The following is a 25,440-nucleotide window of genomic DNA, read 5'->3' on the forward strand; positions in this document are numbered from 1 at the left end:
TGCGATGCGGATTAGACACGGATGGCTGTGCCTGCTGCTGATGCTGGGCAGCATGACCTGCGCCCAGGCTCGGGATGATCTGCCGCACGAGATACGTCTGGCCAGCGAGGTCTGGGAGGCGTACACCGAGGCGGATGGTACGGGCCTGGGCTGGGACATCATGCGCAAGGTCTTCGAGCCGGAGGGCGTGAGCCTGGCCATCCACAGCGTGCCCTACACCCGTTCGGTGGGGCTGGTGCAACGCAACGAGGCGGATGCCTGGGTCGGCTCCTACCGCGATGAGGTCGAGGACAGGGTGTTCTACCCCAAGCACCATTACGACACCGACCGTATCGTCGCGCTGAGCCTCGAGGACAAGCCGGTGCCGACGCTGGAGAGCCTCGGCCAGTACCGGCTGGTCTGGGTGCGTGGCTACGAATATCAGGAATATCTGCCGAATGTGCACGATTACCGGGAAGTGCAGCGGCGTGGCGGTATTCTCGGCATGCTCGACCTTGGGCATGCGGACTTCTACATCGATGCGCGTCCCGAGGCCGAGTACGTGCTCAAGGCTGCCAGCCATCCGGAGCGTTATCGCCTGACCGAGCTGACCCGCCTGCCGTTGTTCCTCGGCTTTGCCGACACGCCGCGTGGTCACGCCCTGGCCGAGCTGTATGACCGGCGCATGGCCGCGCTGATCGCCAGTGGCGAACTGCGGCCGATCTTCACGCACTGGCATCAACCTTACCCATTCGACTGAGCCGGGAGACCACTGCTCATGCTGCTACGCCACTGTCTTGCCGCCCTCGTGCTGTCGTGCTCGGGCCTTGCCTGGGCTGCTTCGCAGGTGCAGGTGGTCGGCCTGTTTCCGGGGGCGGCGGTGCTCAACGTCGATGGCCAGCGCAAGATGGTGCGCGTCGGGCAGACCGGCCCGGGCGGCGTCCAGGTGGTCAACGTCGACAAGCAGGGCGCGCTGCTGCGCGTGGATGGCGTCGAGCGCATGTATCCGCTCAGCCGTGAATACAGCGCCGGGTTCGCCGAGCCGGTGCGCAAGCGCCTGAGCATCGCCAAGGGCATTGGCGGCCACTACTGGGTGGCGGGCTCGGTCAATGGCCAGACGGTGCAGTTCCTGGTCGATACCGGTGCCACCAGCGTCGCGCTCAATGACGCGCATGCCAGGCGCCTGGGAATCGACTACCGGGTTTCCGGGCGCCCCCTGCAGGTCAGCACTGCCAGCGGCGTCACCCGTGGCTGGCGGGTGATGCTCGACCGGGTCAAGGTCGGCGATCTCGAGGTGCTTGGCGTCGAGGCCGTGGTGCTCGAGGGCAGCGCGCCCAGCGATGCCCTGCTGGGCATGAGCTTCCTCGGACGGGTTGGCTGGCGCGAGGAGCAGGGCATGCTGGTGCTGGAGTCGAAGCACTGAGCCCTGCGCCGGGATAGTCGATCATTTCTCTCGATACTGATGATCGGCAATTCTGACTGACCTGCCAGCGGGGGCTGCTGATACAATGCCGGCCCTGTTTCGTACTCATTGCTAGGAGTATCCGGTGTCCGTCGTGTTTGTCGCCGCCTCCCAACTGCCCACCCCCTTCGGTGTGTTCACCATGCACGGCTTCCTCGATGAAGCGACCGGCAAGGAGCACGTCGCCCTGACCTTCGGCGAAGTGGCCGACGGCGCACCGGTGCTGGGGCGGCTGCATTCCGAATGCCTGACCGGTGACGCCCTGTTCAGCCTGCGCTGCGACTGCGGGGCTCAGCTGCAGGCGGCATTGCAGGCCATCGCCAACGAAGGTCGTGGCGTGCTGCTCTATCTGCGTCAGGAAGGCCGTGGCATCGGCCTGCTGAACAAGATTCGCGCCTATGAGCTGCAGGACGGTGGCGCCGATACCGTTGAGGCCAACGAGCGCCTGGGCTTCGGTGCCGACCAGCGCGACTACGCGATCTGCCTGCCGATGCTCGAACACCTGGGCATCCAGAGCCTCAAGCTGATGACCAACAACCCGCGCAAGGTGAAAGCCCTGGGCGACATGGGCATCGCCGTGGATCACCGTGTGCCGCTGCAGATCGCGCACAACCCCTACAACAAGCGTTATCTCGCCACCAAGGCCGGCAAGCTCGGCCACATGCTGGGCAACCAGCACCAGGGCGAGACCGAGGAAAGCCTGTGACCCGAGGCCAGGTGAAGCGCCGCCTGGCGCTGGCCTGGTGGCGTCAGCTGGGCGTCGCACTGGCGCCGCTTGTCGTGTTCAACCTGCTGTTCGGCGGCGGTAGCACTACGGTGCTGACCATGCCGCTGTTCGTCGCCGGCCTGGCCGCGATGTTCGTCAGCCTGCCGCTGTTCGCCACCTACAAGCGCGCCCTGGTGGCCACCGAGAAGGCCCTCGACAGCGATGACGAAGCGGCTGCCTGGCTGGAGCTGGATCGTGTGCGCCTGCGCGCGCTGCTCGCTGCCGCGTTGCCCGCCTGGATCGCGGCGCTGGCGGTACTCGCCGGGCTCGAGGCGATTCCCCTGATGCTCCTGGCGCTGTCGTCCATCGTGCTGCACTGTCTCTATCGCATTCCCCGCCAACTGGGCTGATGCGCGCGCTGCTGCTGACCCTGTGCGTGCTGGCGCTACCACTGCCGGCTGCCGAGCGGGTGATCAGCCTGGCGCCTTCGCTCAGCGAAATCATGCTCGACCTGGGCGCTGGCGACCGGCTGGTCGGTGTGCTCGAAGGGGAACAGCAGCCCGCCGGCGTGGCCCATCTGCCGACGGTCGGCCGTTATGGTCAGCTCGAATTCGAGCGCCTGCTGCAGCTCGCCCCCGACCTGATCCTGATCGCCCCGGGCAGCGTGCCGCCGGCACAGCAGGCGCAGTTGCAGCGTTTCGACATCCCGCTGCTGGTGATCGAACCGGCCCGCCTCGACCTGCTGGGTGATGCCTTCGTGCAGATTGGCCAGCGGGTGGGCCGGGCGGAGCAGGGCGAACGGCTGGCCGCCGAGTTTCGCGAGCGGCTGGCGGCGCTGCGTCAGCGCTATCGGCGCGAACGACCGCTGGCTGTGTTCTATCAGATCTGGCATCAGCCGCTGTACACCATCGGTGGCGAACAGTTGATCGGCGATGCGCTGCAGGTGTGCGGCGCACGGAACCTCTTCGCCGAGCTGCCGCAGCCTGCGCCACAGGTCAGTGTGGAGGCCGTGCTGGCGCGCGATCCGGACATCATCCTGGGCGGCAGCAATGCCGAACTGAGCGCCTGGCAGGCCTGGCCGCAGCTGCATGCCGTGCGCCAGGGCCAGGTATGGACGGTGCCGGACAAGGGCCTGGAACGGCCCAGTCTGCAGATGCTCGGGGCGATCGAGCAGTTGTGCGAGCGGATGGCCGGGGCGCGCTAGTGCCACGGGACGTGCAGTGCTTTCGCAGGCAGGCTTGGCCGCCTGTGGATGTTGCTGGCGTGGGTTGCGCTCTATGTGGCGCTAACCCACCACCGCTGCCATGCGTTCCAACGCTGGTGGGTTACGCGGCGCTCCCGTTCATCGGCACTTGCCAGATTGGCGTTCGGCGCCGCTAACCCACCCTACGCGGGCTGTGCAACGACATCAGATCTGCGGCGTCCAGGTTACGGCGAACAGTGCGGTGCGTCCGGCACTGTTGTAGCCGAAACGCCCGTTGGGCGTGCTGTACGTGGCTTCTGCGTAGTCCCGGTCCAGCAGGTTATCCAGCTTCAGGCTCAGCCCCAGTTCCTGGGTGGCCTGCCAGGCTGCGCGCAGGCTGAGCAGGCCGTAGCCGCTCATCCTGATCTGGTTCTCGGCATCGTCGTAACGACCACTGAGCGCACGCCAGCCAGCGCCAATCGACACGTCACCGAAGCGGCGGTCGATATCCAGCGTCAGCGTGCGTTTGGCGCGACGCTGCAGGGTATGACCGCTGTCGCGATCGCGCGGGTCGATCAGGGCCAGGGCCAGGTTGCCTTGCCAGCCGAACAGTTCCTGCTGCACTGTGGCTTCGAAACCATTGATCCGGGCAGTCTGGACGTTCTGCGGAATGAAGTTCTCGTCCAGAACGATGGCATCTTCGATCTCGGTTCGGTAAACGGAGGCCTGCAGCGAGCCTGTGTCGCTGTACCGGCTGCGCCATTGCAGTTCGTAGCTCCTGGAGCGTTCCGGGGTGAGCTCGGGGTTAGCGCTGGGGAAACACATGCTGCCGAAGCAGAAGTCCGGGTAATACAGGTCATTGAAGGTTGGCGCGCGGAAGCCTTCGCTATACGACAGAATCAGATCGTTGGCGTTGCCCAGCGGCAGAGTCAGTGCCGCATTCCAGGTGTTTTCGTCGCCGAACTGCTGGTTGTCGTCATGGCGCAAGCCGATCTCGGTGGAAAAGTTTTCCCCGCTATAACGATGCTGGATGAAGGCTGCGCGGTTCCAGCGCGAATCCTCGACGAAGTCCGTGGTGCCCTGGGCTCGATCCTCGTACCAGTCCAAGCCCAGCAGCAACTGATGGTTCTCGGTGAGTGTCAGCGTGTTCAGCCAGTTGGCGGCGTCACGGTATGTGTTGAACTGGCTGACTGAGCCACCCGGTTGATCATTGCCGCTATCGCGTTTGTCTTCGCTGTGGCCCAGCTCCAGGCGACTGCTCCAGCTATCGCTGAGCTGTGCGTCGATGAAGCCGGAAGCACTGCTGAGCAGGTAGTCGGTAGTCGGCAGCGAGCCGCTGAAGACATCGTCGTACTCCACCTGGCCACGCTGGTCGAGCAGGTTGAAACCGATCTGCAGGCTGTCATCGAAGCGGTGCGACAGACTCAGGCTCAGTGAGCGGTTGCGGTAGGCATCGTCGTCGCCATTGGCGCCGAAACCGTCGCGGGTCGCGTCGATACCGGCCGTCTCGTCCAGTGCAGCGCCCAGGTGAAAGCGGGTGCGCTCATCGCCACCGGAAAGACCAAGGCTGCGCTGGTAGGTACTGTCGCTGCCGGCTGCCAGGCGCACGTAAGGGGCGAGCCCCTGGTCATCGCCCTTGCGCGTGAAAATCTGTATCACCCCACCGATGGCATCGGAGCCGTAGAGTGCCGAACGGGCGCCACGCACGACCTCGATACGCTCGATCTGCTCGGGGGCGAGAAATTCCAGGCTGCTGGTACCACTGGATGCCGCGGCGATGCGTTGGCCATCGACCAGCACCAGCGTTTGTGCCGTGCTGGTGCCGCGCAGAAACACGCCCGTCTGGCTGCCAGTACCGCCACTGCGGACGACGCTAAGACCGGGAACGCGCTGCAGCAGCTCTGCAACGCTGCTGACCTGCAAACGCTCGATATCGTCACGCTCGAACACGGTGCTGGCCGCCGTGGCCTGGGCTTGTGGTTCGGGGGTGCGGCCCGAGGTGATGACCAGGGGCTCGGCCACATAGGGTTCGCTGGCCAGTGACAGGCCAGGCACGACGGCAATGGCCAGGGCCAGGCGAGACGCTCTCATGATGATTTCCTCAAGGTCGGCAGACTTTCGAGGAGGACAGCAGCCAGCGCGTGGGCGGCGCTTGACCGTGCTGCCCTCCGCAACACCAGTCGATCCGCCTTGGCCGGTCTCCGGGCTCTCGACCCCTATCCGCCTTCCCGGGGGCTCCCAGTGGCGGTTGGATAGGGACAAGCGTGATGCTTGCAGTCGATTACCGTTGCGGGGGCAGCGTCGGGATTGCTCATGGAGAGCGCACCGACTTCCCGTTCAGCAGTCCGTTGAAAACTACCTGCGTTGGCGTTTTTTCAACGGCTTGCTGACGCCGCTTGCGCAGCGCACCCTGGCGGAACATGAAGTGCGCGCACCTTAGTGCGCGCGCAGCGGCATGGCAAGCAAGCCCGGCTCATTCGGCGATGAGCGGGGCTCATGCTCAGAGCAGGTTCAGGCGTTCGCGTACCGCGCGTTCGATGCCGGCATCGTCCAGGCCACACTCGGCGAGCATCTGGCTGGGCTTGGCATGCTCGACGTAGTAGTCCGGCAGGCCGAGGTGCAGCATCGACACCTGGCGGTTCTCGGCGGCGAAGAATTCGCTGACCGCGCTGCCGGCACCGCCCATCACGGCGTTTTCCTCGAGGGTCACCAGCAGCTCATGACTGCTCGCCAGTTCGCGCAGCAGGGCCTCGTCCAGCGGTTTGACGAAGCGCATGTCGACCACGCTGGCGTCCAGCGTCTCGCCAACCCGCAGGGCTTCGGCCAGTTGCACGCCGAAGGCCAGCAGGGCGACGCGCTTGCCCTGGCGACGGACCACGGCCTTGCCGATTTCCAGCGGTTCGAGGCCCGCATCGAGCGGGGCGTTGGGGCCGGTGCCACGCGGGTAGCGCACGGCTGCCGGGCCGTCGAACAGGTGGCCGGTGGTGAGCATGCGGCGCATCTCGTTCTCGTCGCTCGGCGTCATCACCAGCATGCCGGGGATGCAGCGCAGGTACGACAGGTCGAAGCTGCCGGCATGGGTCGGGCCGTCTTCGCCGACCAGGCCGGCGCGGTCGATGGCGAACAGTACGTCGAGGTGTTGCACGGCCACGTCATGGATCAGCTGGTCATAGGCGCGCTGGAGGAAGGTGGAGTAGATCGCCACCACCGGCTTGGCACCCTCGCAGGCCATGCCGGCCGCCAGGGTCACGGCATGCTGTTCGGCGATGGCGACATCGAAGTAGCGCTCGGGGAAACGCTCGCTGAAGGCCACCAGGTCGGAGCCTTCCTTCATCGCCGGGGTAATGCCGACCAGGCGCTCATCGGCCTCGGCCATGTCGCACAGCCACTGGCCGAACACGTTGGAGTACTTCGGACCGCTCGGCCGCTTCGGGCTGGAGAGCGCTGCGGCCGGCGGCGTCACCGGCTCCAGCTTGGTGATGGCGTGATAGCCGATCGGGTCGGCCTCGGCCGGCGCGAAGCCCTTGCCCTTCTTGGTCACCACGTGGAGGAACTGCGGGCCGTCCAGGTCGCGCATGTTGCGCAGGGTGGCCAGCAGGGTCGGCAGGTCGTGGCCGTCGATGGGGCCGACGTAGTTCCAGCCCAGTTCCTCGAACAGGGTGCCGGGTACCAGCATGCCCTTGGCGTGCTCCTCGACCTTGCGCGCGATTTCCCAGGCACCGGGCAGGCGCGAGAGCATCTTCTTGCTGCCTTCGCGCATGCTGGCGTAGGTGCGGCTGGAGATGATCTTGGCCAGGTAGTTGGACAGGCCGCCGACGTTCTTGGAGATCGACATGTCGTTGTCGTTGAGGATCACCAGCATGTTGGCGCCGACGTCGGTGGCATGGTTGAGCGCTTCGAAGGCCATGCCGGCGGTCAGGGCGCCATCGCCGATCACCGCCACGCTCTTGCGCTTCTCGCCCTTCAGGCGGGCGGCGATGGCCATGCCGAGGGCGGCGCTGATGCTGGTGCTGGAGTGGCCGACGCCGAAGGTGTCGTACTCGCTCTCGCTGCGACGCGGGAAGGCGGCCAGGCCGTCACGCTGGCGCAGCGTGCCCATGCGCTCACGGCGACCGGTGAGGATCTTGTGCGGATAGGCCTGATGGCCGACGTCCCACACCAGGCGGTCGTCGGGCGTATCGAAGACGTAGTGCAGGGCGATGGTCAGTTCGATCACGCCGAGGCCGGCACCGAAGTGACCGCCACTCTGGCCGACGCTGTAGAGCAGGTACTGGCGCAGCTCGTCGGCGAGGGTTTCCAGGTCCGCTTCGGCCAGGCGACGCAGTTCGTCCGGCGTATTGGCGCTGTCCAGCAAGGGCGTCAACGGGCGCTCGCGGGGGATCTCGTGGAAAGTGGTCGGCATCAGGCGAATCGTTATAGGTGTAAAAGATGCGGCAGTTTACCTGATGCCAGGAAAACAGCCCAATCCGCTGACCAGATCGCCGTCAGCGGTAGTGCCGCGTGAGAAACGCCAGCAGCAGTTCGCTCACCCGCTCGCCGCACTCGGCCTGCAGCCAGTGGCCGGCGCCCGGCAGGTCGTGGCGCTCCAGGTGCGGCACCTTGTCGCCCATGCGCTTGAGCGTCGGTGCCTCGAAACGGCCGACCGGGTCGTGTTCGCCGAGCAGGAACAGCGTTGGCTGCATCACCTGAAGTGCGGCCAGATGCTCGGTGCGTTGCCAGTTGCGCTCGAAGTTGCGGTACCAGTTCAGCGCGCCGCGAAAGCCGTGGCGTTCGAAGGTGCGCAGGTAGTGGGCGAACGTCGCCTCGCTGCACCAGGGCGGCAGCGGGATGTCGGCCGGCATGCCGTCGAACAGCCGCGCATCGGCCGGTTTGTCCGTTGCCAGCAGGGCATCGCCCAGGCCGCCGAGCAGCAGGCGCAGGCTGCGGCCGATGTCCGCGTCCAGTTCGGCCTCGGCCAGCCCCGGCTGCTGGAAGTAGAGGATGTAGTGGAAGCGTCCGGCGTAGGCCTCGCGCATCATCTCGATGGCCGGGCGTTTCGGCCGGCCGCCGAAGGGCACCGACAGTGCGCCCAGGGCCCTGACCCGTTGCGGCTCGAGCAGGGCCAGATGCCAGGCCACCGGCGCGCCCCAGTCATGACCGACCACCGCGACCTCGCGCTGGCCGAGCAGGTCCATGGCCGCCTGGATGTCGCCGCACAGGCTGAGCAGGTCGTAGGCTGCAGGATCGCTCGGCGCGCTGCTGGCGCCATAGCCGCGCATCTCCGGGGCGAACACGCGGTAGCCGGCACTGGCCAGCGCCTCGATCTGCGGGTACCAGGCGTACCAGCATTCGGGAAAACCGTGCAGCAGCCACAGCGGCCGACCGTGCTCGGGACCGGCGCTGTACAGGCTGAGTTCGATGCCGTTCACGGCGAGCAGACGATGTTCGATGTGCATGGGTGTTTACCAGGTGTCGATGAAGGGACGCTTCTTGCCCTCACGCCGGGGTGAGCGCGGCGCCGCATTGAGACCACGCAGCAGCCAGGCGCGGCTGTCGGCCGGATCGATCACGGCATCGATCTCCAGGTAGCTGGCCATGTTCAGGGCCTTGCCGTTGTCGTAGGCCTTGGCCACCAGCTTGTCGAACAGGGCCTGGCGGGCGGCCTCGTCCGGCTGGGCGGCCAGCTCCTTGGCGAAACCCAGGCGCACGGCACCCTCCAGACCCATGGCGCCGAACTCGGCACTGGGCCAGGCGGCGGTGAACAGCGGCGAGTGGAAGCTGCCGGCCGCCATGGCCTGGGCGCCAAGGCCGTAGCCCTTGCGCAGGACCAGGGTGAAGAAGGGCACCGTAAGGCTGGCGGCGGTGACGAACAGGCGCGAGACATGGCGCACCGTGGCCTGCTTCTCCGCTTCCGGGCCGACCATGAAACCGGGGGTGTCGCACAGCGATACCACGGGCAGGTCATGCGCCTCGCACAGCTGCAGGAAGCGCGCGGCCTTGTCGCCGGCCACGGCATCGATGGCGCCGCCCAGGTGCGCGGGGTTGTTGGCGATCAGGCCGAAGGGCTTGCCCTCGATGCGGATCAGCGCGGTGATCAGCCCCGGAGCGAACTGGCGGCGCAGTTCCAGCACGCTGTGCTGGTCGGCGAGCCGTTCGATGACCTGGCGCATGTCGTACACGCGCAGGCGGTTTTCCGGGATCACGTGGCGCAGTTCGCGGTTATCGCTGGCGTGCCAGTCGCTCAGCGCTCCCTGGAAGTAGCCCAGGTACTGCCTGGCCACGGCGACCGCCTCGGCTTCGTCTTCCACCAGCACGTCGATCACCCCGTTGGGCCCCTGCACGCTGCTCGGGCCGACCTGCTCGGGTTTGAAGCTGCCCAGGCCGCCGCCTTCGATCATCGCCGGGCCGGCCATGCCGATGCTGGCATTGCGCGTAGCGATGATCACGTCGCAGCAGCCGAGCAACGCGGCGTTGCCGGCGAAGCAGCGCCCGGACACGACCCCTACCGTCGGCACCAGGCCGGAGAGCTTGGCCATGGCGACGAAGGTGTGGCAGTCCAGCCCGGCCACGCCGACGAAATCGGTATCGCCCGGGCGGCCGCCGCCGCCTTCGGCGAACAGCACCACGGGCAGGCGCCATTGTTCGGCCAGCGCCAGCATGCGGTCGGTCTTCTTGTGATTCATCACCCCCTGGGTGCCGGCGAACACCGTGTAGTCGTAGGCGATGGCCATGCAGCGTGCGGCCTCGCTGCCGAAGCGTTCTGCGCCCACGGTGCCGATGCCGGCAACCAGGCCGTCGGCCGGGCTCAGTTCCAGCAGCTCTTCGGGCGAACGCCGGCGGCGCTGGGCGGCGAGGGCCATGGCGCCGTATTCGATGAAGCTGTCGGCGTCGAGCAGGTCCGCCAGGTTCTCGCGCACGGTGCGCTGGCCGGTCCTGCGGCGCTTGGCCACGGCCTCGGGGCGGCGGGCGTCGGTCAGGCGGGCATGGCGTTCGAGCACTTCGGCCAGGTCGGCGCGGACGTGAGCCAGGTCGATGGCCTGCTCGCCGTGCAGCGCGCCGCCATCGACCTCGGCCGGTTCGACGAACAGCAACGTCTGGCCCTCGCTCACCGCGCTGCCCTCTGTCACGGCCAGTGCGCGGACGATGCCGCTGTGCTCGGCCTTGACCTCGAATTCCATCTTCATCGCCTCCAGCACGGCGATGTTCTGGCCCACCGCAATGGCATCGCCGGCGCGTACCGAGAGGCTGACCAGTACGCCGGCACTGGCCGCATGCAGCGCCAGGGTGCCGGGCGGGGCATCGACCTCCGGTTGCCTATCGCTGGCGGCCTGGGCGCCGGCGAAGTAGCGATGCGGATGGGCCTGCTCGCGGGCCGCCAGCAGCGTCTCCAGATGACGTTCGACATAGGTGGTGTCGACCTGATTGGCGCGTACCTCGTCGCGTTGCAGCAGGTTCTGCAGCAGGTGCAGGTTGCTCGCCACGCCTTCCAGGCGAAACTCGCAGAGCCCGCGATAGGCGCGGCGCAGGGCGCCTGGGTAGTCGCTGGCGCTGGCGATCAGCTTGGCCACCAGCGAGTCGTAGGCCGGGCTCACGGCATAGCCGGCATAGCCGCAGCCATCGATGCGCAGGCCGGGACCGGACGGCGGCTGGTAGGCGCTGAGCACGCCGGCAGCCGGGCGTGCGCTGCCATCGGTAAGCAGTGACTCCAGATTCAGGCGCACCTGCACGGCATAGCCGTTAGTCGCCGGCGGTGTGAGCAGGCCCAGGTCGGCCAGGCTTGCGCCAGCGGCCAGGTGCAGTTGGCTGTGCAGCAGGTCGATGCCGGTGACCTGTTCGGTGACGGTGTGCTCCACCTGCACGCGCGGGTTGGCTTCCATGAAGTAGAAGCGCCCCGGCTGGTCGAGGTCGAGGAGGAACTCGAAGGTGCCGATGCCCTGATAGCGCACTTCGGCAGCCAGGCGCAGGGCGCTGGCGATGATGGCGTCGCGGGTGCTGGTCTCCAGGTCCGGGCTGGGAGCGATTTCCACCAGCTTCTGGTGGCGCCGCTGCAGGCTGCAGTCGCGCTCCCACAGGTGGCTGACCGCGCCGCTGCCATCCCCGAGCACCTGCACCTCGATATGCCGGGCGTGGCACACGCGTTTTTCCACGTACAACGCGCCGCTGCCGAAGGCGCCCAGGGCTTCCGACGCGCAGCGGGCGAAGGCGTCGGCCAGCTGCGTCGGATCATCCACTGCGCGCATGCCACGTCCGCCGCCACCGGCCAGGGCCTTGAGCATCACGCTGCCGTGCTCGCGCAAGAAGGCCTCGGCCTGCTCCAGGGTGACGGCGTGGTTGAGGCCGGGCACCAGCGCCACGTCGCAGCGCTGGGCGAGTGCGCGGGCCGCCGCCTTGTCGCCGAACAGCTGCAGGGTCTCCGCCGTCGGGCCGATGAAGGTCAGGCCTGCCGCCTGGCAGCGCCGGGCGAACTCGGCGTTCTCGGCGAGAAAACCGTAGCCGGGGTGGATCGCGGTGCAGCCGTGCGCCACGGCGCTGGCGATCAGCTGGTCCATGTCCAGGTAAGCGGCCACCCCGCGTCCCTCGAGTGCCACGGCGAGGTCGGCCTTGCGCGTATGCAGCCCGGCCGCGTCGTCCTCGGCGAACACCGCCACCGAGCGGATGCCGAGATCGGCACAGGCCTGGGCAATGCGGATGGCGATCTCGCCACGGTTGGCGATGAGCAGGGCGGGGAAGGGCATGGCGGCTCCAGACGTCTTGTCGTTATGGAGCCATCTTAGGAGGCTGGGCGCAGGGGTAAAGCAAGCCTCATGCGGCGATCATGCGGTCATAGATGACAATGATGGTGCGATCGCGGCGGCAGCCGCCTTCACGAGAGCGGCCTAGCTGCGCCGCTCGACGATGTAGCGCGCCAGCTCGCGCAGCGGTTCGGCGCTGTTGCCGAAGGCGCGCAGCACGTGCAGCGCCTGGTCGCGCAGCTCCAGGGCATAGTCCTTGGCGGCGTCGAGGCCGAGCAGGGCCGGGTAGGTGGGCTTGTCGTGGGCCTCGTCCTTGCCCTGGGTCTTGCCCAGAGTGGCGGTATCGCTCTCCACGTCGAGGATGTCGTCCTGCACCTGGAAGGCCAGGCCGATGGCGCGGGCATATTGCAGCAGGGCCTTGAGGCTGAGGTCGTCGGCCTTGCCGCTGGCCAGGGCCCCCAGCAGCACGCTGGCTTCGATCAGGGCGCCGGTCTTGTGTCGGTGCATGGTTTCCAGCGCCTCGCGGTCGAGTTTCTGTCCGACCGAACCGAGGTCGATGGCCTGGCCGCCGACCATGCCGGATGGCCCGGCGGCACCGCCCAGGGCACTGAGCATCTGCAGGCGCACCTCGGGGTCCTGCGGGTTGCGGCGGCGGTCGGCGAGGACCTCGAAGGCCAGGCTCTGCAGGCCGTCGCCCGCGAGGATGGCGGTGGCTTCGTCGAAGGCCTTGTGGGTGGTCGGCTGGCCGCGACGCAGGTCGTCATCGTCCATGGCCGGCAGGTCGTCGTGGACCAGCGAATAGGCGTGGATCAGCTCCACCGCACAGGCGGCGCCATCGGCTCGTTCGATATCGCCTTGCAGGGCTTCGCAGGCGGCGTAGACCAGCAGTGGACGCACGCGCTTGCCGCCGTTCATGACGCTGTAGCGCATGGCCTGGTAGAGGCGTTCGAGTTCGTCGCGCGGGGCCTGGAACAGTTCATCCAGCGCTGCGTCGACGCGGCTCTGGCAGCGCTTCTGGTAGCTCGCGATCATGCCTGTTCATCCGTGTCGAACGGCGCGGCCTGCAATTCACCGTCGCGTTCGAGGAGGATCTGCACCTTCTGCTCGGCCTGGGCCAGCGAAGCCTGGCATTCGCGGGTCAGGCCAATGCCCTGCTCGAACGCAGTCAGCGAATCCTCCAGCGACAGCTCGCCGCTCTCCAGGCGCTCGACCAGCGTCTGCAGTTCGGCAAGGGAGTGTTCGAAGTCGGGAGCGGCTTTCTTGCGGGCCATGGCGCGGGTTCTCGCTGATTCTGGAACGGGCGCGACACTAGCAGAGCCGCGCCTCTCGGGCAAATCAGGGGGGCTGATCGATAGGCGCTTGCAGAAGCGGCTGGGCGGCATTCCGTTTTGTCCGCGATGCTGTCCAGGCACCCACCGGCCATCGAGGCTGAAGCCGCTCCTACAAAGAAGTCGCTTCATTACGCGGAGAAGTAGGTGCTCCAGAAGTAATAGAGGGTCATGCCGCTGCCCACCAGAATCACGAAGCTGCGCAGCAGCGCGGGCGGCAGTTTTTCGCCCAGTGCGCCGCCTGCGTAGCCACCCAGGGTGGCGCCGGTGAGCAGGATGACCAGCTCGTACCAGCTGACGCGGCCGGCGATGACGAAGGTCAGGGTGGCGACGCTGTAGATCACGGCCGAAATCAGATTCTTCAGCGCATTGGCACGGGCCAGCGGATGCCCCTCGATGGAGAAGGCCGCCAGTTGCAGGATGCCCATGCCGGCGCCGAAGTAGCCGCCATAGATCGACACGCCGATATGCGCCCCCAGCGACAGCGGCGTGTGGGGCGGATGCTCGGCCTCCTTGCGCCGCGCCGCCAGTGCGCGCCCCAGCCAGGGGCTGGCGGCGAACAGTGCGGTGGCGGCCAGCAGCAGCCAGGGGATCAGCACGCGGAATACATCGTCGCCGCCGGCCAGCAGCAACAGGCCGCCGAGCAGGCCCCCGGCCAGGCCTGCACCCAGCAACGGCAGCAGGTAGCGGCCCAGCGGGCGCAGCGAGGCACGCGCGGCCCAGGCGCCGGCCAGGCTGGCGGGCCACAGCGCCACCGCGTTGGTCGCGTTGGCGGTCACCGGTGGCAGCCCGGCGGCGAGCAGTGCGGGGAAGGAGAAGAACGTACCACCGCCCGCCAGGGCGTTCATGCCGCCGGCGGCGAAACCGGCGAGGGCCAACAGCAGCAGATCGAACAGGGACATCGGGCAGGCTCGCACAAAAAGAGTGCAGCATAGGGCTGACCGTACGGTCAGCCAAGTGCGACCAAGGTCCGCTCGCAAAGTGGCGCCGGGGCGGACAGGTGCTCGACGGTGCTGGCCGGGGACCTTCATCAGGCCTATAGTTAGTTGCCTTGCTAATCATTTGCGGCGCGCCGCGCGTCGAGTATCCAATGACCTCCCTTCCGCTATCCGGCGCCAATCACCCCTTCAAGGGGGTCGCGCTCATGGTCGTGGCGACGTTCATGTTCGCCAGCCACGACGCCATGTCCAAGTACCTGTCGGGGTTCTACCCGATCATTCTGATCGTCTGGGCGCGCTACCTGGTGCATACGCTGCTGATGGCGGGCATCTTCCTGCCGCAGTCGGGGCTGCGCGTGCTGCGCACCAAGCGCCCCGGCCTGCAGGTGCTCAGGGCGCTGTGCCTGCTGGGCGTCAGCCTGCTGTTCACCTCGGGGCTGATGTTCATCCCCCTGGCGGAAGCGACGTCGGTGATCTTCCTGGCGCCGTTGCTGGTCACCGCGCTGTCGGTGCCGCTGCTCGGTGAGCGCGTCAGCCTGGGCCAGTGGCTGGCGGTCAGCGTCGGCTTCGTCGGCGTGCTGGTCATCGTCCATCCGGGGGGCAACCTGTTCACTCCCGCCGTCCTGCTGCCGTTCAGCGCTGCCTTCTGTTTCAGCCTCTATCAGCTGCTGACACGGCGCCTGAGCGAAGTGGACAGCGCCACCACCAGCAACTTTCTCGCCGGGCTGGTCAACACCCTGGTGATGAGTGCGCTGGTGCCGTTCTTCTGGCACGTTCCTAGTCTTACCCACGGGCTGATGATGCTGGCGCTGGGCGGTTTCGGCATGGGGGCGCACCTGCTGCTGACCCATGCCTTCCGGCATGCGGCGCCTGCATTGCTGGCCCCTTTCGGCTACGCGCAGATCATCTTTGCCGGCCTGCTGGGCATGCTGGTGTTCGGTCACACGCCCGACAGCACCACCCTGATCGGCATTCTGATCATCTGCCTGAGCGGCCTGGCGGCAGCCTGGCAGACCCGCCGCCGCTGAGGCCTCAGCGCTCAGTCGTGTCGCTCGCCTGCGCCACCTGGTTGCGACCGCTGTGCTTGGCCAGGTACAGGCCTTCGTCCGCCTTGATCACCAGGCTCAGCGGGGCGCGCTCCGCCGAGGGGCGGATGGTGGCGACGCCGATGCTGACGCTGATCGACGAGCCGGCCTTGGGCAGGTCGTGGGGGATGCCCAGGGCCTCGACGGCACGGCGGATCTTCTCCGCCTGCAGACGGGCGCCACCCATGGCGGTGCCCGGCATGATCACGGCGAATTCCTCACCACCGTAGCGCGCGGCCAGGTCGCTGGCGCGAGTGCAACTGCTGCGCAGGGTCTCGCCGACCTGGCGCAGCACTTCGTCGCCGGCCACGTGACCGTGCTGGTCGTTGTAGGCCTTGAAGTAGTCGACGTCGATCATCAGCAGCGACAGCTCGCTCTGGTCGCGCTGCGCGCGGCTCCACTCGATCTCCAGGTACTCGTCGAAGTAGCGGCGGTTGGCCAGGGCGGTGAGGCCATCGGACTTGATCAGGCGTTGCAGCACCAGGTTGGTGTCGAGCAGCTGCTGCTGGCTCTCGCGCAGGGCGCGGTAGGCTTCGTCGCGTTGCAGCAGGGTCAGGTAGGAGCGCGAGTGATAGCGAATGCGCGCCAGCAGTTCGATGACGTCCGGCAACTTGACCAGGTAATCGTTGGCGCCGGCGGCGAAGGCGGCGCTCTTGACCTTGGGGTCTTCCTTGGTCGACAGGACGATGATCGGCACGTCGCGCAGGCCCGCAGCGGTGCGGTACTGGGAGAGCAGTTCGAGGCCGTCGACGCCAGGCATGATCAGGTCCTGCAGGATCACCGTCGGCCTGATCTGCTGAGCCACGCTCAGGGCCTGCTGCGGGTCGGAGCAGAAGTGGAAGTCGATATCGCTCTCTTCGCTCAACGCACGCCGCACGGCCTCGCCGATCATGGCCTGGTCATCGACCAGCAGCACCATCATCGAATAGTCGGGCAGGCCATGATGGTGAATCGGATTGTCTTGAGGCCCTTGCATAAATGCGTCTCCGCCGGTGTGTTCGTTAAGGGGGCGGCGACTCTGGCCGCCAATTGGCATTCTCAGCCCAGGCACTCGACCAGGCGTGCCGCGATCCGTTTCAGGGGCAGCACTTCCGTTGCTGCGTCGAGTGCCACGGCGGCCTTGGGCATGCCATAGACGGCGCTGCTGGCCTGGTCCTGGGCGATGGTGTGAAAGCCGCGTTCGCGCATCTGCTTCAGGCCTCTGGCGCCGTCACGGCCCATGCCGGTCAGCAGCACGCCGATGGCCTCGCCGCGCCAGTGGTTGGCCACGCTCTCGAAGAATACATCGATAGAGGGCCGATAGACCTGATCGACCGGCTCCGGTCGATAGACCAGGTGCCCTTCCGGGGCCAGGTACAGGTGATTGTTGGTGCCGGCCAGCAGCACGGCGCCCGGTTGCAGGACCTCGCCCTCCCGGGCCAGGCGGACCGGCATGTGCGCCTCGCTGGCGAGCCACTGGGCCATGCCCGCGGCGAACACCTCGTCTACGTGCTGGACCAGCACGATGCTGGCGGGGAAGTCGGCGGGAATCTGTTGCAGCAGCTCCACCAGCGACGCCGGCCCACCCGCCGAGGCGCCGATGGCGACCAGGCGCTTGCCACGGTTGTCGCTCTTGCGCACGACGCTCGGCTTGACCGTGCGCGAGGCCTTGTGCCCGATCATCCAGGCGATGTTGTGGATCTTGCGCCGGACGCTGGCGGCGTCGAGCACCAGTTGCGGGCCGAGTGACGGGGCGGCGACCACATCGAGCGCGCCGACGCCCATGGCGTCGAACACCCGCGCCATGTTGCGCTCGACATCGGAGGTGACGATGAGAATGGCGCAGGGCGTGTCCTGCATGATTCGCCGGGTCGCCTCCACGCCGTCCATGCCCGGCATCAGCATGTCCATCAGCAGCAGGTCCGGCAGGTCGTCGTGGCAGCGGCGCACGGCTTCTTCGCCGTCACTGGCGACCCAGATCAGCTCGTACTCCGGTTCCGCAGCCAGGGCGCGGCGCAGGGCCTCGACGGCCAGCGGCATGTCGTTGGCGATGGCAATCCTCATTCGCGGGCTCCGCCGATCAGGGTCTGCACGGCGTCCAGCAGGGCTTCGTCGTGGAAGCTCGCCTTGGCCAGGTAGTAATCGGCGCCGGCTTCCAGGCCGCGGCGGCGATCCTCTTCGCGGTCCTTGTAGGACACCACCATCACCGGCAGGGTGCGCAGGCGGGGGTCCTGGCGGACCTGGGTGACCAGCTCGATGCCGTCCATACGTGGCATGTCGATATCGGTGATCAGCAGGTCGAAGTGCTCGGCGCGCAACGCGTTCCAGCCGTCCATGCCGTCGACCGCCACCGAGACCTGGTAGCCGCGACTGAGCAGCAGCTTGCGCTCCAGTTCGCGCACGGTCAGCGAATCGTCCACCACCAGCACGCGCTTGCTCACCGTCTGGCGGGCGTTGCTGGCATGGTCGACGCGGTCCAGGTGGCCGGTGCCGAGCAGCTTGCCCACGGAGTTGAGCAGGTCATCGACATCGAGGATCAGCACCGGCGTGCCGTCGTGCAGCAGCGCACCGGCGGCCACGTCACGCACCTTGCCCAGGCGCGCATCCAGCGGCATCAGCACCAGGGTGAATTCACCGAGGAAGGCTTCCACCGCCAGGCCGTGGTACTGCTCGCGATCGCGAATCAGGACGATGGGAATGCTGTCGTCATCGTCCTGTTTCTCCTGGCGCTGCAGCAGCTGCGCCGCCGAGATCAGGCCGACGTGCTCGTCCTCCAGCCAGAAGTGCTGGCGGCCCTCGAGCTGGACGATGGCGCTGCGCGGCAGGCGCAGCATGCGTTCGATCTGGGCCAGCGGGAAGGCGTAGGCCTCGCCGCCGATGGTCACCACCAGGGCGCGCACCACCGACAGCGTCAGTGGCAGCTCGAGGTGGAACAGGCAGCCCTGGTCCGGCTGCTGCAGCAGGCGCACGTTGCCACGCATGCGGCGAATCTCGTGCTGCACCACGTCGAGGCCGACACCGCGACCGGACACTTCGGTGACCTGCTGGCTCATGCTGAACCCAGGCAGGAAGAGGAAGGCCAGCAACTCTTCCTCGGTCATCTGCTCGACCTGCTCGGCGGAGGCGAAGCGCCGCTTGACCACGGCCTCGGCGACGCGCTGCAGGTCGATGCCGGCGCCGTCATCGCTGACCTCCAGTACCAGCATGCCGGCATGGTGACGTGCGCGCAGCTGCACCACGCCCTCTGCCGGCTTGCCTTTGCGCGAGCGCAAGGCAGGCGGCTCGATGCCATGGTCGACGGCGTTGCGCAGCAAGTGGGTCAGTGGCGCCTCCAGGCGCTCCAGCACGTCGCGGTCGACCTGGGTGTTCTCGCCCTCGATCTCCAGGCGGATCTGTTTGCCCAGCGTGCGGCCCAGGTCACGCAGCATGCGCGTCTGTCCGGTCAGCACGTCGGAGAAGGGGCGCATGCGCGACGCCAGCGCCAGGTCGTACAGCTGCTGGGTACGCTGGCCGCCGTGCCAGACGAAGTCGTCGAACAGTTCCTGGTGGCCCTGCAACTGTTGCTGGCACTCGATCAGCAGGTTGCGGCTCTCGTTGAACAGCGCCTGGGCGGTGGCGTCCAGGTCACTGCCCAGCAGGTGCTCGCGCAGGGTTTCCAGGGTGCGCCGGGCCGACTCCTGTTGGCGCTTGAGGCGGTGCAGCGACTCGCTCAGCGGCTTGGTGCGCTGGAACTCCACCAGCGACTTGCCGGAGAGGTCGATGAGGTGGTCGAAGCGCTCGGCCGAGACCCGCAGCACGCGGCTGGTGCGCTCCTCCGGGACGGCGGGTTCGAGCGTGGCGCTGGCCGGTGCGCTGGCGGGCTCGGCGGCGTCGCTCGCCTCGGCAGGCGTTTCCTGCGCCTCGGGGCTGGTGGCCGGCAGGCGCAGCGTCGGCACGGCGTTGCCAAGCAGCACCTGCAAGCGGCTGGTGACGGTCTCGACGCGCGCCTCCAGGTCGGCATCCTGCTGCGCCTGGCCGATACGCAGGAGCAGGTCGGACCCCTGCAGCAGGGCGTCGATATGCTCCGGTAGCAAACGCAGCAGGCCTTCCTGGGCGGCGACCAGCAGGTCCTCCATCGCATGCGCGACCTGCACGCCATGATCCAGGCCGACGATGCGCGCGGCGCCCTTGAGCGAGTGCGCGGCACGCATGCAGGCTTCCAGCTGGCCGGCGTTGCTCGGGTCGCGTTCGAGAATCAGCAGGCCGGTATCGAGTACCTGCTTCTGCGCCTCGGCCTCCAGCCGGAACAGGTCGAGCAGCGATGCATCCCTCATCTGGTCCGGTGTCACGCGAGGCTCCCGATCATGTTCTGCAGCAACTGCTCGTCGTTCAGCAGGGTGATGCTCTGTCCCCGCCATTGCAGGACGCCGGCAGTGAAGCGGCTGATGGTTCGCTTGTCATCCTGCTTGGCATTGCTGATGCGTGCCAGCGGGATCTTCTGGATGCCGCTGACTTCGTCGACCGGCACGACCAGCGGGCCGCTGCCGCTTTCCAGGATCAGCATGCGCGGGATGACGCGCTGGCCGTTCTGTCGGCTGTCGTCCGTTTCGAGATCGAGCAGCTCGCTCAGCGACAGGCAGGCAACCAGCGTGCCGCGCACGTTGGTCACGCCCAGCAGGCCGGCGCTCTTGCGGTGCGGCAGGCTGTGGATCGGCGACACCGGCATCACCTCGGCCAGGCAGCGGGTGGCGATGGCCAGCCATTGTTCGCCGAGGCGGAAGATCAGCAGTGAGCGTTGCTCGCCAACGGGTTCCTGCGCCTCGCCCTGGCCATAGTCGTCAGCGTCGCGCTCCAGGCTGCTGCCGTAGCGGTCGAGCAGGGCGATGGCGGCGGCCCCGTAGACCTCGCAGTTGCGGCAGTGGATGTGGCGCTCCAGGCGCTCGCAGCGCTTGTCGCCAAACACGCCGATACGGTTCCAGCAGTCGTCGACGGCGGGTTGGCTCTGGAGCAGGTCGTGGTCAGTCACGTTCGCCTACCTCGGGGTTCTGGGCGCGTCGGTACAGGCGCTGTGCGCCGGCCAGATCACCCTGGGATTCCAGGTGCGCGGCCAGGTGCGTCAGGGCTTCGCGGTGCTGCGGTTCGAGATAGATCGCCTTGCGGTAGTAGGCGCATGCCTGGTCGCTGCGGCCTGCCGAGTCGCTCAGCAGGCCCAGCCAGTAATAGGCGGTGGCGCTGGGGCCGCTCTGTTGCAGGTGCTGCTCGCTGCGCAGGCGCGCTTCGTCGGTGCGCCCGGCATTGGCCAGGCTGGCGACCTCGGCCCAGATGTCTACGGCAGCGACCTGGGGCGCGGCGGTGACCACGGCCTTGGGCGTGGCGCGGGGCCTGGCCGGCGGCTGCGGGCGGATCGGCGGCGTCGGGAGCGGGCGCGCGCGGCTGACGGTGCCCCGGCCGGGCACGCTCCTGGCGGGTTTGGCCGGGGCCAGGCGGAAGGCGAAGGTCTGTTGCCGCCCCAGCGCCTGCAGGCCGTTCTGGCTGGCCAGGCTGGCTTCGGCAGGGCCGATGAACAGCATGCCGTCGCCCTGCAGCTGGCGCTTGAGCAGCTCCAGCACGCGCACCTGGGTGGGACGGTCGAAATAGATCAGCAGGTTGCGGCAGAAGATGAAGTCATAGGCCGGCTCGCCCGCGAACAGGTTGCTGTCGAGCAGGTTGCCGGTGCGCAGCCTGATGCAGTTGCGCACCCGCTCATCGAGGAGGAAACCGCCACCCGGCTGCTCGCGGAAGTAGCGCTGGCGAAAGTCCAGGGCGTCGCCGCGGAATGAATTGCGCCCGTAGAGGCCGGCGCGGGCCTGCTCCAGCACCTTGTCACTGACGTCCAGGGCGTCGATCTGGAATTGCTGGGGCATGAGGCCGCTGTCGAGCAGCGTCATGGCGATCGAGCAGGGCTCTTCGCCGCTGGAACAGGGCAGGCTGATCAGGCGCAGCGGACGTGCGCCGTGCAGTTGCGCGTGGCGCTCCAGGGCCAGGCTGGCGAGTGCGTTGAACGACTCCGGATAGCGGAAGAACCAGGTCTCCGGCACCACCACCGCCTCGACCAGGGCCTGCTGCTCGCGCGGCGAGCCGCCGAGCGTGGTCCAGTAGCCTTCCAGGTCGTCCTGGCCGAGCTGATTCATGCGCTGGCGCACGGCACGTTCGATCACGCTGCGCCCCACCGATTCGGCGTCCAGGCCGATGCGGCTCTTCAGCAGGCGTTCGATATGCTCGATCATGGCCTCAGCCCTGTGCCGGCTGCTGGAACAGCAGGGCGCGCATCTCGTCGTCGAGCAGGCCGCCGACTTCGATGCGCTGGATCATGCCGCGGGCGTCGCGTTGCAGCGGGCCCAGGTAACCGGGCTGGCTGGCTTCCAGGCCGCTGGCCTTGAAGGCCTCGGCCGGCAGGCGCAGGGTATCGGTGGCCTGCTCCAGTATCAGCCCGAGCACCGGGGAGCGCTCACCCAGCTGCGGATCGAAGCGCACCAGCACCACGCGTGTGCTGCTGCGGGGCAGGGCGGGGCGGCCCAGCACCCGGCGACTGAGGTCGATCACCGGGGTGACCCGGCCGCGATGCTCGAACACCCCGGCTACCCAGGCCGGCGCCTCGGGCACCTGCTTCAGGCGCCGCAGCGGCAGCACTTCGACCACCTCCTGCGCCGGGAGGGCATAGCGGTCGTCGCCGAGCTGGAACTGCAGGTGCAGTTCGCCGGCCTGGGCCTTGCTGGAAACCGGCATGTTCAGACCTTGAAGCGACTGACGCCAACACGCAGGTTGTTGGCCACCTGGTTGAGCTCGTCGATGGCGGCACCGGCCTGGCGCAGCGAGTCGACGGTCTGGCTGCTGGCCTCGCTGAGCTGCACCAGCGCCTGGTTGATCTGCTCGGCCCCGGTGGACTGCGCCTGCATGCCTTCGTTGACCATCTGGATGCGCGGTGCCAGGGCCTGGACCTGCTGGATGATCTGGCTGAGCTGATCACCCATCTGGGTCATCTCGCCGATGCCACGGCGCACTTCCTCGGAGAACTTGTCCATGCCCATGACCCCGGCCGAGACGGCGGACTGGATCTCGCGCACCATCTGCTCGATATCGTAGGTGGCCACTGCCGTCTGGTCCGCCAGGCGGCGCACCTCGATGGCCACCACGGCGAAGCCCTTGCCGTACTCGCCGGCCTTCTCCGCTTCGATGGCGGCATTCAGCGAGAGCAGGTTGGTCTGGTCGGCCACCTTGACGATGGTGGTGACCACCTGGGTGATGTTGCCGGCCTTCTCGTTGAGGATCGACAGCTTGCCGTTGACCACGTCGGCCGCGCCCATCACCTGGTGCATGATTTCCTCCATGCGGGCCAGGCCCAGCTGGCCGGTGCCGGCGAGGATCGAGGTCTGCTCCGCGTTGTCGGACACCTCGCCCATGGTCCGCACCAGGTCGCGTGAGGTGGCGGCGATCTCGCGTGAGGTGGCGCCGATCTCGGTGGTGGTGGCGGCGGTCTCGGTGGCGGTTGCCTGCTGCTGACGCGAGGTGGCGGCGATCTCGGTGACCGAGGTGGTCATCTGCACCGCCGAGCGCTGGGCGCTGCCGACCAGGGTCTTCAGCTCGCCCACCATGCTGTTGAAACCCAGCTCGATGGCGTTGAACTCGTCGCGTCGATGCAGCTCCAGCTTCATCGACAGGTCGCCGCTTTCCAGCGCCTTCAGGCCGTTGACGATCAGGTCGACCGGGCGGGTGATGGCGCGCACCAGCAGCCAGCCACAGACTGCCGAGGCGATGATCGCCAGCAGCACGGCCAGCAGCAGGTCGATCTTCAGGCCGAGCACTTCATCGCGGATCGAGCGCGCGGCGTGGTCCGACTGCACGCGATTGTTCTCGACCAGCTCGTCGAGCACCTGCTGCGCCTGGTCCCAGGCCGGGAAGACATTCTGGATGCTGAACTGGCTGGCCTCCTGTGGCGTGGCCTGCTGCAGCATTTCCCGCAGCTGCGCATGCTGGCGCAGGTACTGCTGGGCCTGCTGCTCGAAGCGTTCGATGAGGGCGCGGTCGCTGGCCATGCGCACCGTCTGCTGGTACTGCTTGAGCAGTTCCACCAGGCTGCTTTCGATTCTGGCGAACTCCTCCTGGTGGGCGGTCATTACCATCGAGTCCGAGCGCGTTACCAGGTCGACCAGGGTGCGGCGGGTTTCCAGCATGTGCCGCGCCCACTCGTTCTGCGTCTTGTTGATGTAGTAGGCACCCGGAACGGAGTCATCGAGCATGCTCTGCGTGCCTTTCTCGATCTGCGCCAGGCGCAGATACGAGGCGCCTGCCAGCAGGGCCAGAATGGCGATGATCAGCAGGAAGCTGCCAATGATTCGATTGCGTACGGTCAGGTTCATCATGTCCCTTGGGCCTGGCGGGTCAGGTGTGGTGATCGATTACAGCATACCGGCGCATGGCCGTTTTGCCTGAAAGTAGCGAATTTGTACCGTCGGCCTGAAGCGAAAGGCAATAAAAAAGCCGGCTTGTGGCCGGCTTTTCGGAGGTGGTCAGGGCTTATTTTTGATAAGCCGCGACTGCCTTGTTGATCAGGCCGCGGGCTTCTTCAGCGCCGCCCCAGCCTTCTACCTTGACCCACTTGCCCTTCTCGAGATCCTTGTAGTTCTCGAAGAAGTGCTTGATCTGTTCGATCAGCAGCGCGGGCAGGTCGGTGTATTCCTGAACGTCCTTGTACAGAACGGTCAGTTTGTCGTGCGGTACGGCAACCAGCTTGGCGTCGCCGCCGGCTTCGTCGCTCATGTGCAGTACGCCGACCGGACGCGCGCGGATCACCGAACCCGGAGCGACCGGGTAGGGGGTCACGACCAGCACGTCGAGGGGGTCGCCGTCGTCAGCCAGGGTGTGCGGGATGAAACCGTAGTTGGCCGGGTAGAACATCGGGGTGGCCATGAAACGGTCGACCATCAGGCAATCGGTGTCGTGGTCGATTTCGTATTTGATCGGCGCGTGATTGGCCGGGATCTCGATGGCGACGTAGATGTCGTTCGGCAGGTCTTTGCCAGCCGGGATCTTGCTGTAGCTCATGGGGGAACTCCCAGGGAGGGCCAAAAAAGTGGGGCGCATTATAGGCGTATTCGCATGGCGTTACTACGTTGGCCTACTCAGCCATTGGTCGCGTTTTCGACCTCCCTGTAGTCGGGGTGTTCCGCCTGCAGGCGCTGCAGCCTGGCCAGGGTGTCCTGGCGGTAGAACAGTGACAGCTGCCGGTAGACCTCGGGAAAGGCCGCTGCCAGCAGGTCCGGGGCGGTGAAGAAGTATTCGCTGGTCACGGCGAAGAACTCCGCCGGGTCTTCGGCGGCATAGGGGTCGATGGCCGTGTGGGCCTCGGGGTCGGCATCCAGTTCGGCATTCATCCGTTCATAGGCCGTCTGCATGGCATTGGCCCAATCGAGCACGCGCATGTCCCGGTGCAGGGGCGGCAGGCCGTTGGCGGTGCCATCGAGCATGTCCAGCTTGTGCGCCAGCTCGTGGATGACCAGGTTGTAGCCCTCCCAGCCGCCGCTGGCCACAACGCCGGGCCAGGCCAGGATCACCGGACCCTGTTGCCAGGCCTCGCCGCTGCGGGCGTCATCCCACTCGTGCTCGATGCCGCTGGCGTCGCGATGGCGCTGCGGGCTGAGGAAATCATCCGGGTACAGCACGATTTCGTGAAAGCCGCGGTACCACTCCAGTTCGCCCAGGTGCAGCAACGGCAGCTGCGCCTGCACGGCCAGCAGCAGGCGCTCGACCGGACCGAGCGCGAGGCCGGACAGCGTGGTCAGGTGCTTGTCGTGCAGGAACAGTACGGCGCGTTCGCGCAGCAGTTGCTCTTCCTCTTCATCGAGGCCGTCGAGAATGGGCAGGTGCCTGCGCACCTCGGCCCACTGGGCGGGATCGACGGGGTTGTGTTCGAGGGTGCGGCGGCGGCGCCAGGCCTTGAAGGACCACATGCAGACAGGCTCATGGAAAAGACCCGTTCACCATAAGTGCGGGCGGCCTTTGCCACAAGTCGGCACAAAGGCTGCAACGCTGGCAGTGACATCGCTGCTACAGG

General features: G+C 67.2%; 22 protein-coding genes and 1 riboswitch. Of the genes, 6 read left to right on the top strand and 16 right to left on the bottom strand.

Features of this window, described 5'->3' with window-relative positions:
* Positions 1-4: 4 nt before the first annotated feature.
* From E4487_RS01290 to E4487_RS01310, 5 genes are all read left to right on the top strand, one after another.
* Positions 5-739 (top strand): ABC transporter substrate-binding protein, encoded by a 735-nt coding sequence (locus tag E4487_RS01290; RefSeq protein WP_037055809.1) that lies wholly within the window; start codon positions 5-7, stop codon positions 737-739.
* 18 nt (positions 740-757) lie between these two features.
* On the top strand, positions 758-1,402 hold the full coding sequence (locus E4487_RS01295; RefSeq protein ID WP_175252551.1) for a TIGR02281 family clan AA aspartic protease: 645 nt from the start codon (positions 758-760) through the stop codon (positions 1,400-1,402).
* Between the two features lie 124 nt (positions 1,403-1,526).
* Positions 1,527-2,147, top strand: a complete 621-nt coding sequence (gene ribA / locus E4487_RS01300) for a GTP cyclohydrolase II (RefSeq protein ID WP_037055814.1) — start codon at positions 1,527-1,529, stop codon at positions 2,145-2,147.
* On the top strand, positions 2,144-2,557 hold the full coding sequence (locus E4487_RS01305; RefSeq protein ID WP_150606691.1) for an MFS transporter: 414 nt from the start codon (positions 2,144-2,146) through the stop codon (positions 2,555-2,557). Before ribA ends, E4487_RS01305 begins: the two co-directional genes overlap by 4 nt.
* Entirely contained in the window at positions 2,557-3,351 is a 795-nt protein-coding gene (locus tag E4487_RS01310; protein ID WP_134675793.1) for a cobalamin-binding protein, read from the top strand. The genes E4487_RS01305 and E4487_RS01310 overlap by 1 nt, the downstream gene beginning before the upstream one ends.
* A gap of 204 nt (positions 3,352-3,555) precedes the next feature.
* Here E4487_RS01310 and E4487_RS01315 read toward each other — a convergent pair whose 3' ends face one another.
* The 7 genes from E4487_RS01315 to E4487_RS01345 all read right to left on the bottom strand — a co-directional run bounded on the left by E4487_RS01315 (position 3,556) and on the right by E4487_RS01345 (position 14,271).
* Complete coding sequence (locus E4487_RS01315; protein ID WP_175252552.1) at positions 3,556-5,421, bottom strand: TonB-dependent receptor domain-containing protein; 1,866 nt, start codon at positions 5,419-5,421, stop codon at positions 3,556-3,558.
* A gap of 83 nt (positions 5,422-5,504) precedes the next feature.
* Positions 5,505-5,708: riboswitch (cobalamin riboswitch) on the bottom strand.
* 122 nt (positions 5,709-5,830) lie between these two features.
* Positions 5,831-7,732: a 1-deoxy-D-xylulose-5-phosphate synthase gene (gene dxs / locus E4487_RS01320; protein ID WP_175252553.1), complete on the bottom strand. Its 1,902-nt coding sequence runs from the start codon at positions 7,730-7,732 to the stop codon at positions 5,831-5,833.
* Between the two features lie 82 nt (positions 7,733-7,814).
* Positions 7,815-8,765 (bottom strand): alpha/beta fold hydrolase, encoded by a 951-nt coding sequence (locus tag E4487_RS01325; RefSeq protein WP_175252554.1) that lies wholly within the window; start codon positions 8,763-8,765, stop codon positions 7,815-7,817.
* A gap of 6 nt (positions 8,766-8,771) precedes the next feature.
* Entirely contained in the window at positions 8,772-12,044 is a 3,273-nt protein-coding gene (locus E4487_RS01330; RefSeq protein ID WP_175252555.1) for a carboxyl transferase domain-containing protein, read from the bottom strand.
* 141 nt (positions 12,045-12,185) lie between these two features.
* On the bottom strand, positions 12,186-13,073 hold the full coding sequence (locus E4487_RS01335; protein ID WP_150606681.1) for a polyprenyl synthetase family protein: 888 nt from the start codon (positions 13,071-13,073) through the stop codon (positions 12,186-12,188).
* Positions 13,070-13,312, bottom strand: coding sequence for an exodeoxyribonuclease VII small subunit (locus tag E4487_RS01340; protein ID WP_037055831.1), 243 nt, complete (start codon positions 13,310-13,312; stop codon positions 13,070-13,072). Before E4487_RS01340 ends, E4487_RS01335 begins: the two co-directional genes overlap by 4 nt.
* Positions 13,313-13,500: 188 nt before the next feature.
* Entirely contained in the window at positions 13,501-14,271 is a 771-nt protein-coding gene (locus tag E4487_RS01345) for a sulfite exporter TauE/SafE family protein (protein ID WP_037055832.1), read from the bottom strand.
* A 188-nt stretch (positions 14,272-14,459) separates the two neighbouring features.
* On the opposite strand from E4487_RS01345, the gene E4487_RS01350 reads away from it, so the two are divergent.
* A complete protein-coding gene (locus E4487_RS01350) occupies positions 14,460-15,335 on the top strand; it encodes a DMT family transporter (RefSeq protein WP_150606679.1) in 876 nt (291 codons plus the stop codon).
* Positions 15,336-15,339: 4 nt separating this feature from the next.
* Here E4487_RS01350 and E4487_RS01355 read toward each other — a convergent pair whose 3' ends face one another.
* The 9 genes from E4487_RS01355 to E4487_RS01395 form a co-directional block, all read right to left on the bottom strand.
* On the bottom strand, positions 15,340-16,368 hold the full coding sequence (locus tag E4487_RS01355) for a PleD family two-component system response regulator (RefSeq protein WP_134675786.1): 1,029 nt from the start codon (positions 16,366-16,368) through the stop codon (positions 15,340-15,342).
* 62 nt (positions 16,369-16,430) lie between these two features.
* Entirely contained in the window at positions 16,431-17,435 is a 1,005-nt protein-coding gene (locus E4487_RS01360; protein WP_175252556.1) for a chemotaxis response regulator protein-glutamate methylesterase, read from the bottom strand.
* Positions 17,432-19,699: a hybrid sensor histidine kinase/response regulator gene (locus E4487_RS01365; RefSeq protein WP_175252557.1), complete on the bottom strand. Its 2,268-nt coding sequence runs from the start codon at positions 19,697-19,699 to the stop codon at positions 17,432-17,434. Before E4487_RS01365 ends, E4487_RS01360 begins: the two co-directional genes overlap by 4 nt.
* Positions 19,696-20,376, bottom strand: a complete 681-nt coding sequence (locus tag E4487_RS01370; RefSeq protein ID WP_150606675.1) for a chemotaxis protein CheW — start codon at positions 20,374-20,376, stop codon at positions 19,696-19,698. Before E4487_RS01370 ends, E4487_RS01365 begins: the two co-directional genes overlap by 4 nt.
* Positions 20,369-21,616 carry a protein-glutamate O-methyltransferase CheR gene (locus E4487_RS01375; RefSeq protein WP_175252558.1) on the bottom strand — a complete coding sequence of 416 codons (1,248 nt, stop codon included), beginning with the start codon at positions 21,614-21,616 and terminating at the stop codon, positions 20,369-20,371. Before E4487_RS01375 ends, E4487_RS01370 begins: the two co-directional genes overlap by 8 nt.
* 4 nt (positions 21,617-21,620) lie before the next feature.
* Positions 21,621-22,115, bottom strand: coding sequence for a chemotaxis protein CheW (locus E4487_RS01380; RefSeq protein ID WP_134675781.1), 495 nt, complete (start codon positions 22,113-22,115; stop codon positions 21,621-21,623).
* Between the two features lie 2 nt (positions 22,116-22,117).
* Positions 22,118-23,749, bottom strand: coding sequence for a methyl-accepting chemotaxis protein (locus tag E4487_RS01385; protein WP_175252559.1), 1,632 nt, complete (start codon positions 23,747-23,749; stop codon positions 22,118-22,120).
* Positions 23,750-23,903: 154 nt separating this feature from the next.
* Positions 23,904-24,431: an inorganic diphosphatase gene (ppa, locus tag E4487_RS01390; RefSeq protein ID WP_013717208.1), complete on the bottom strand. Its 528-nt coding sequence runs from the start codon at positions 24,429-24,431 to the stop codon at positions 23,904-23,906.
* 77 nt (positions 24,432-24,508) lie between these two features.
* On the bottom strand, positions 24,509-25,336 hold the full coding sequence (locus tag E4487_RS01395; RefSeq protein ID WP_134675779.1) for a zinc-dependent peptidase: 828 nt from the start codon (positions 25,334-25,336) through the stop codon (positions 24,509-24,511).
* Positions 25,337-25,440 lie beyond the last annotated feature (104 nt).

It is taken from the genome of Pseudomonas sp. BMW13 (assembly GCF_013357275.1).
Lineage (GTDB): Bacteria > Pseudomonadota > Gammaproteobacteria > Pseudomonadales > Pseudomonadaceae > Aquipseudomonas > Aquipseudomonas khazarica.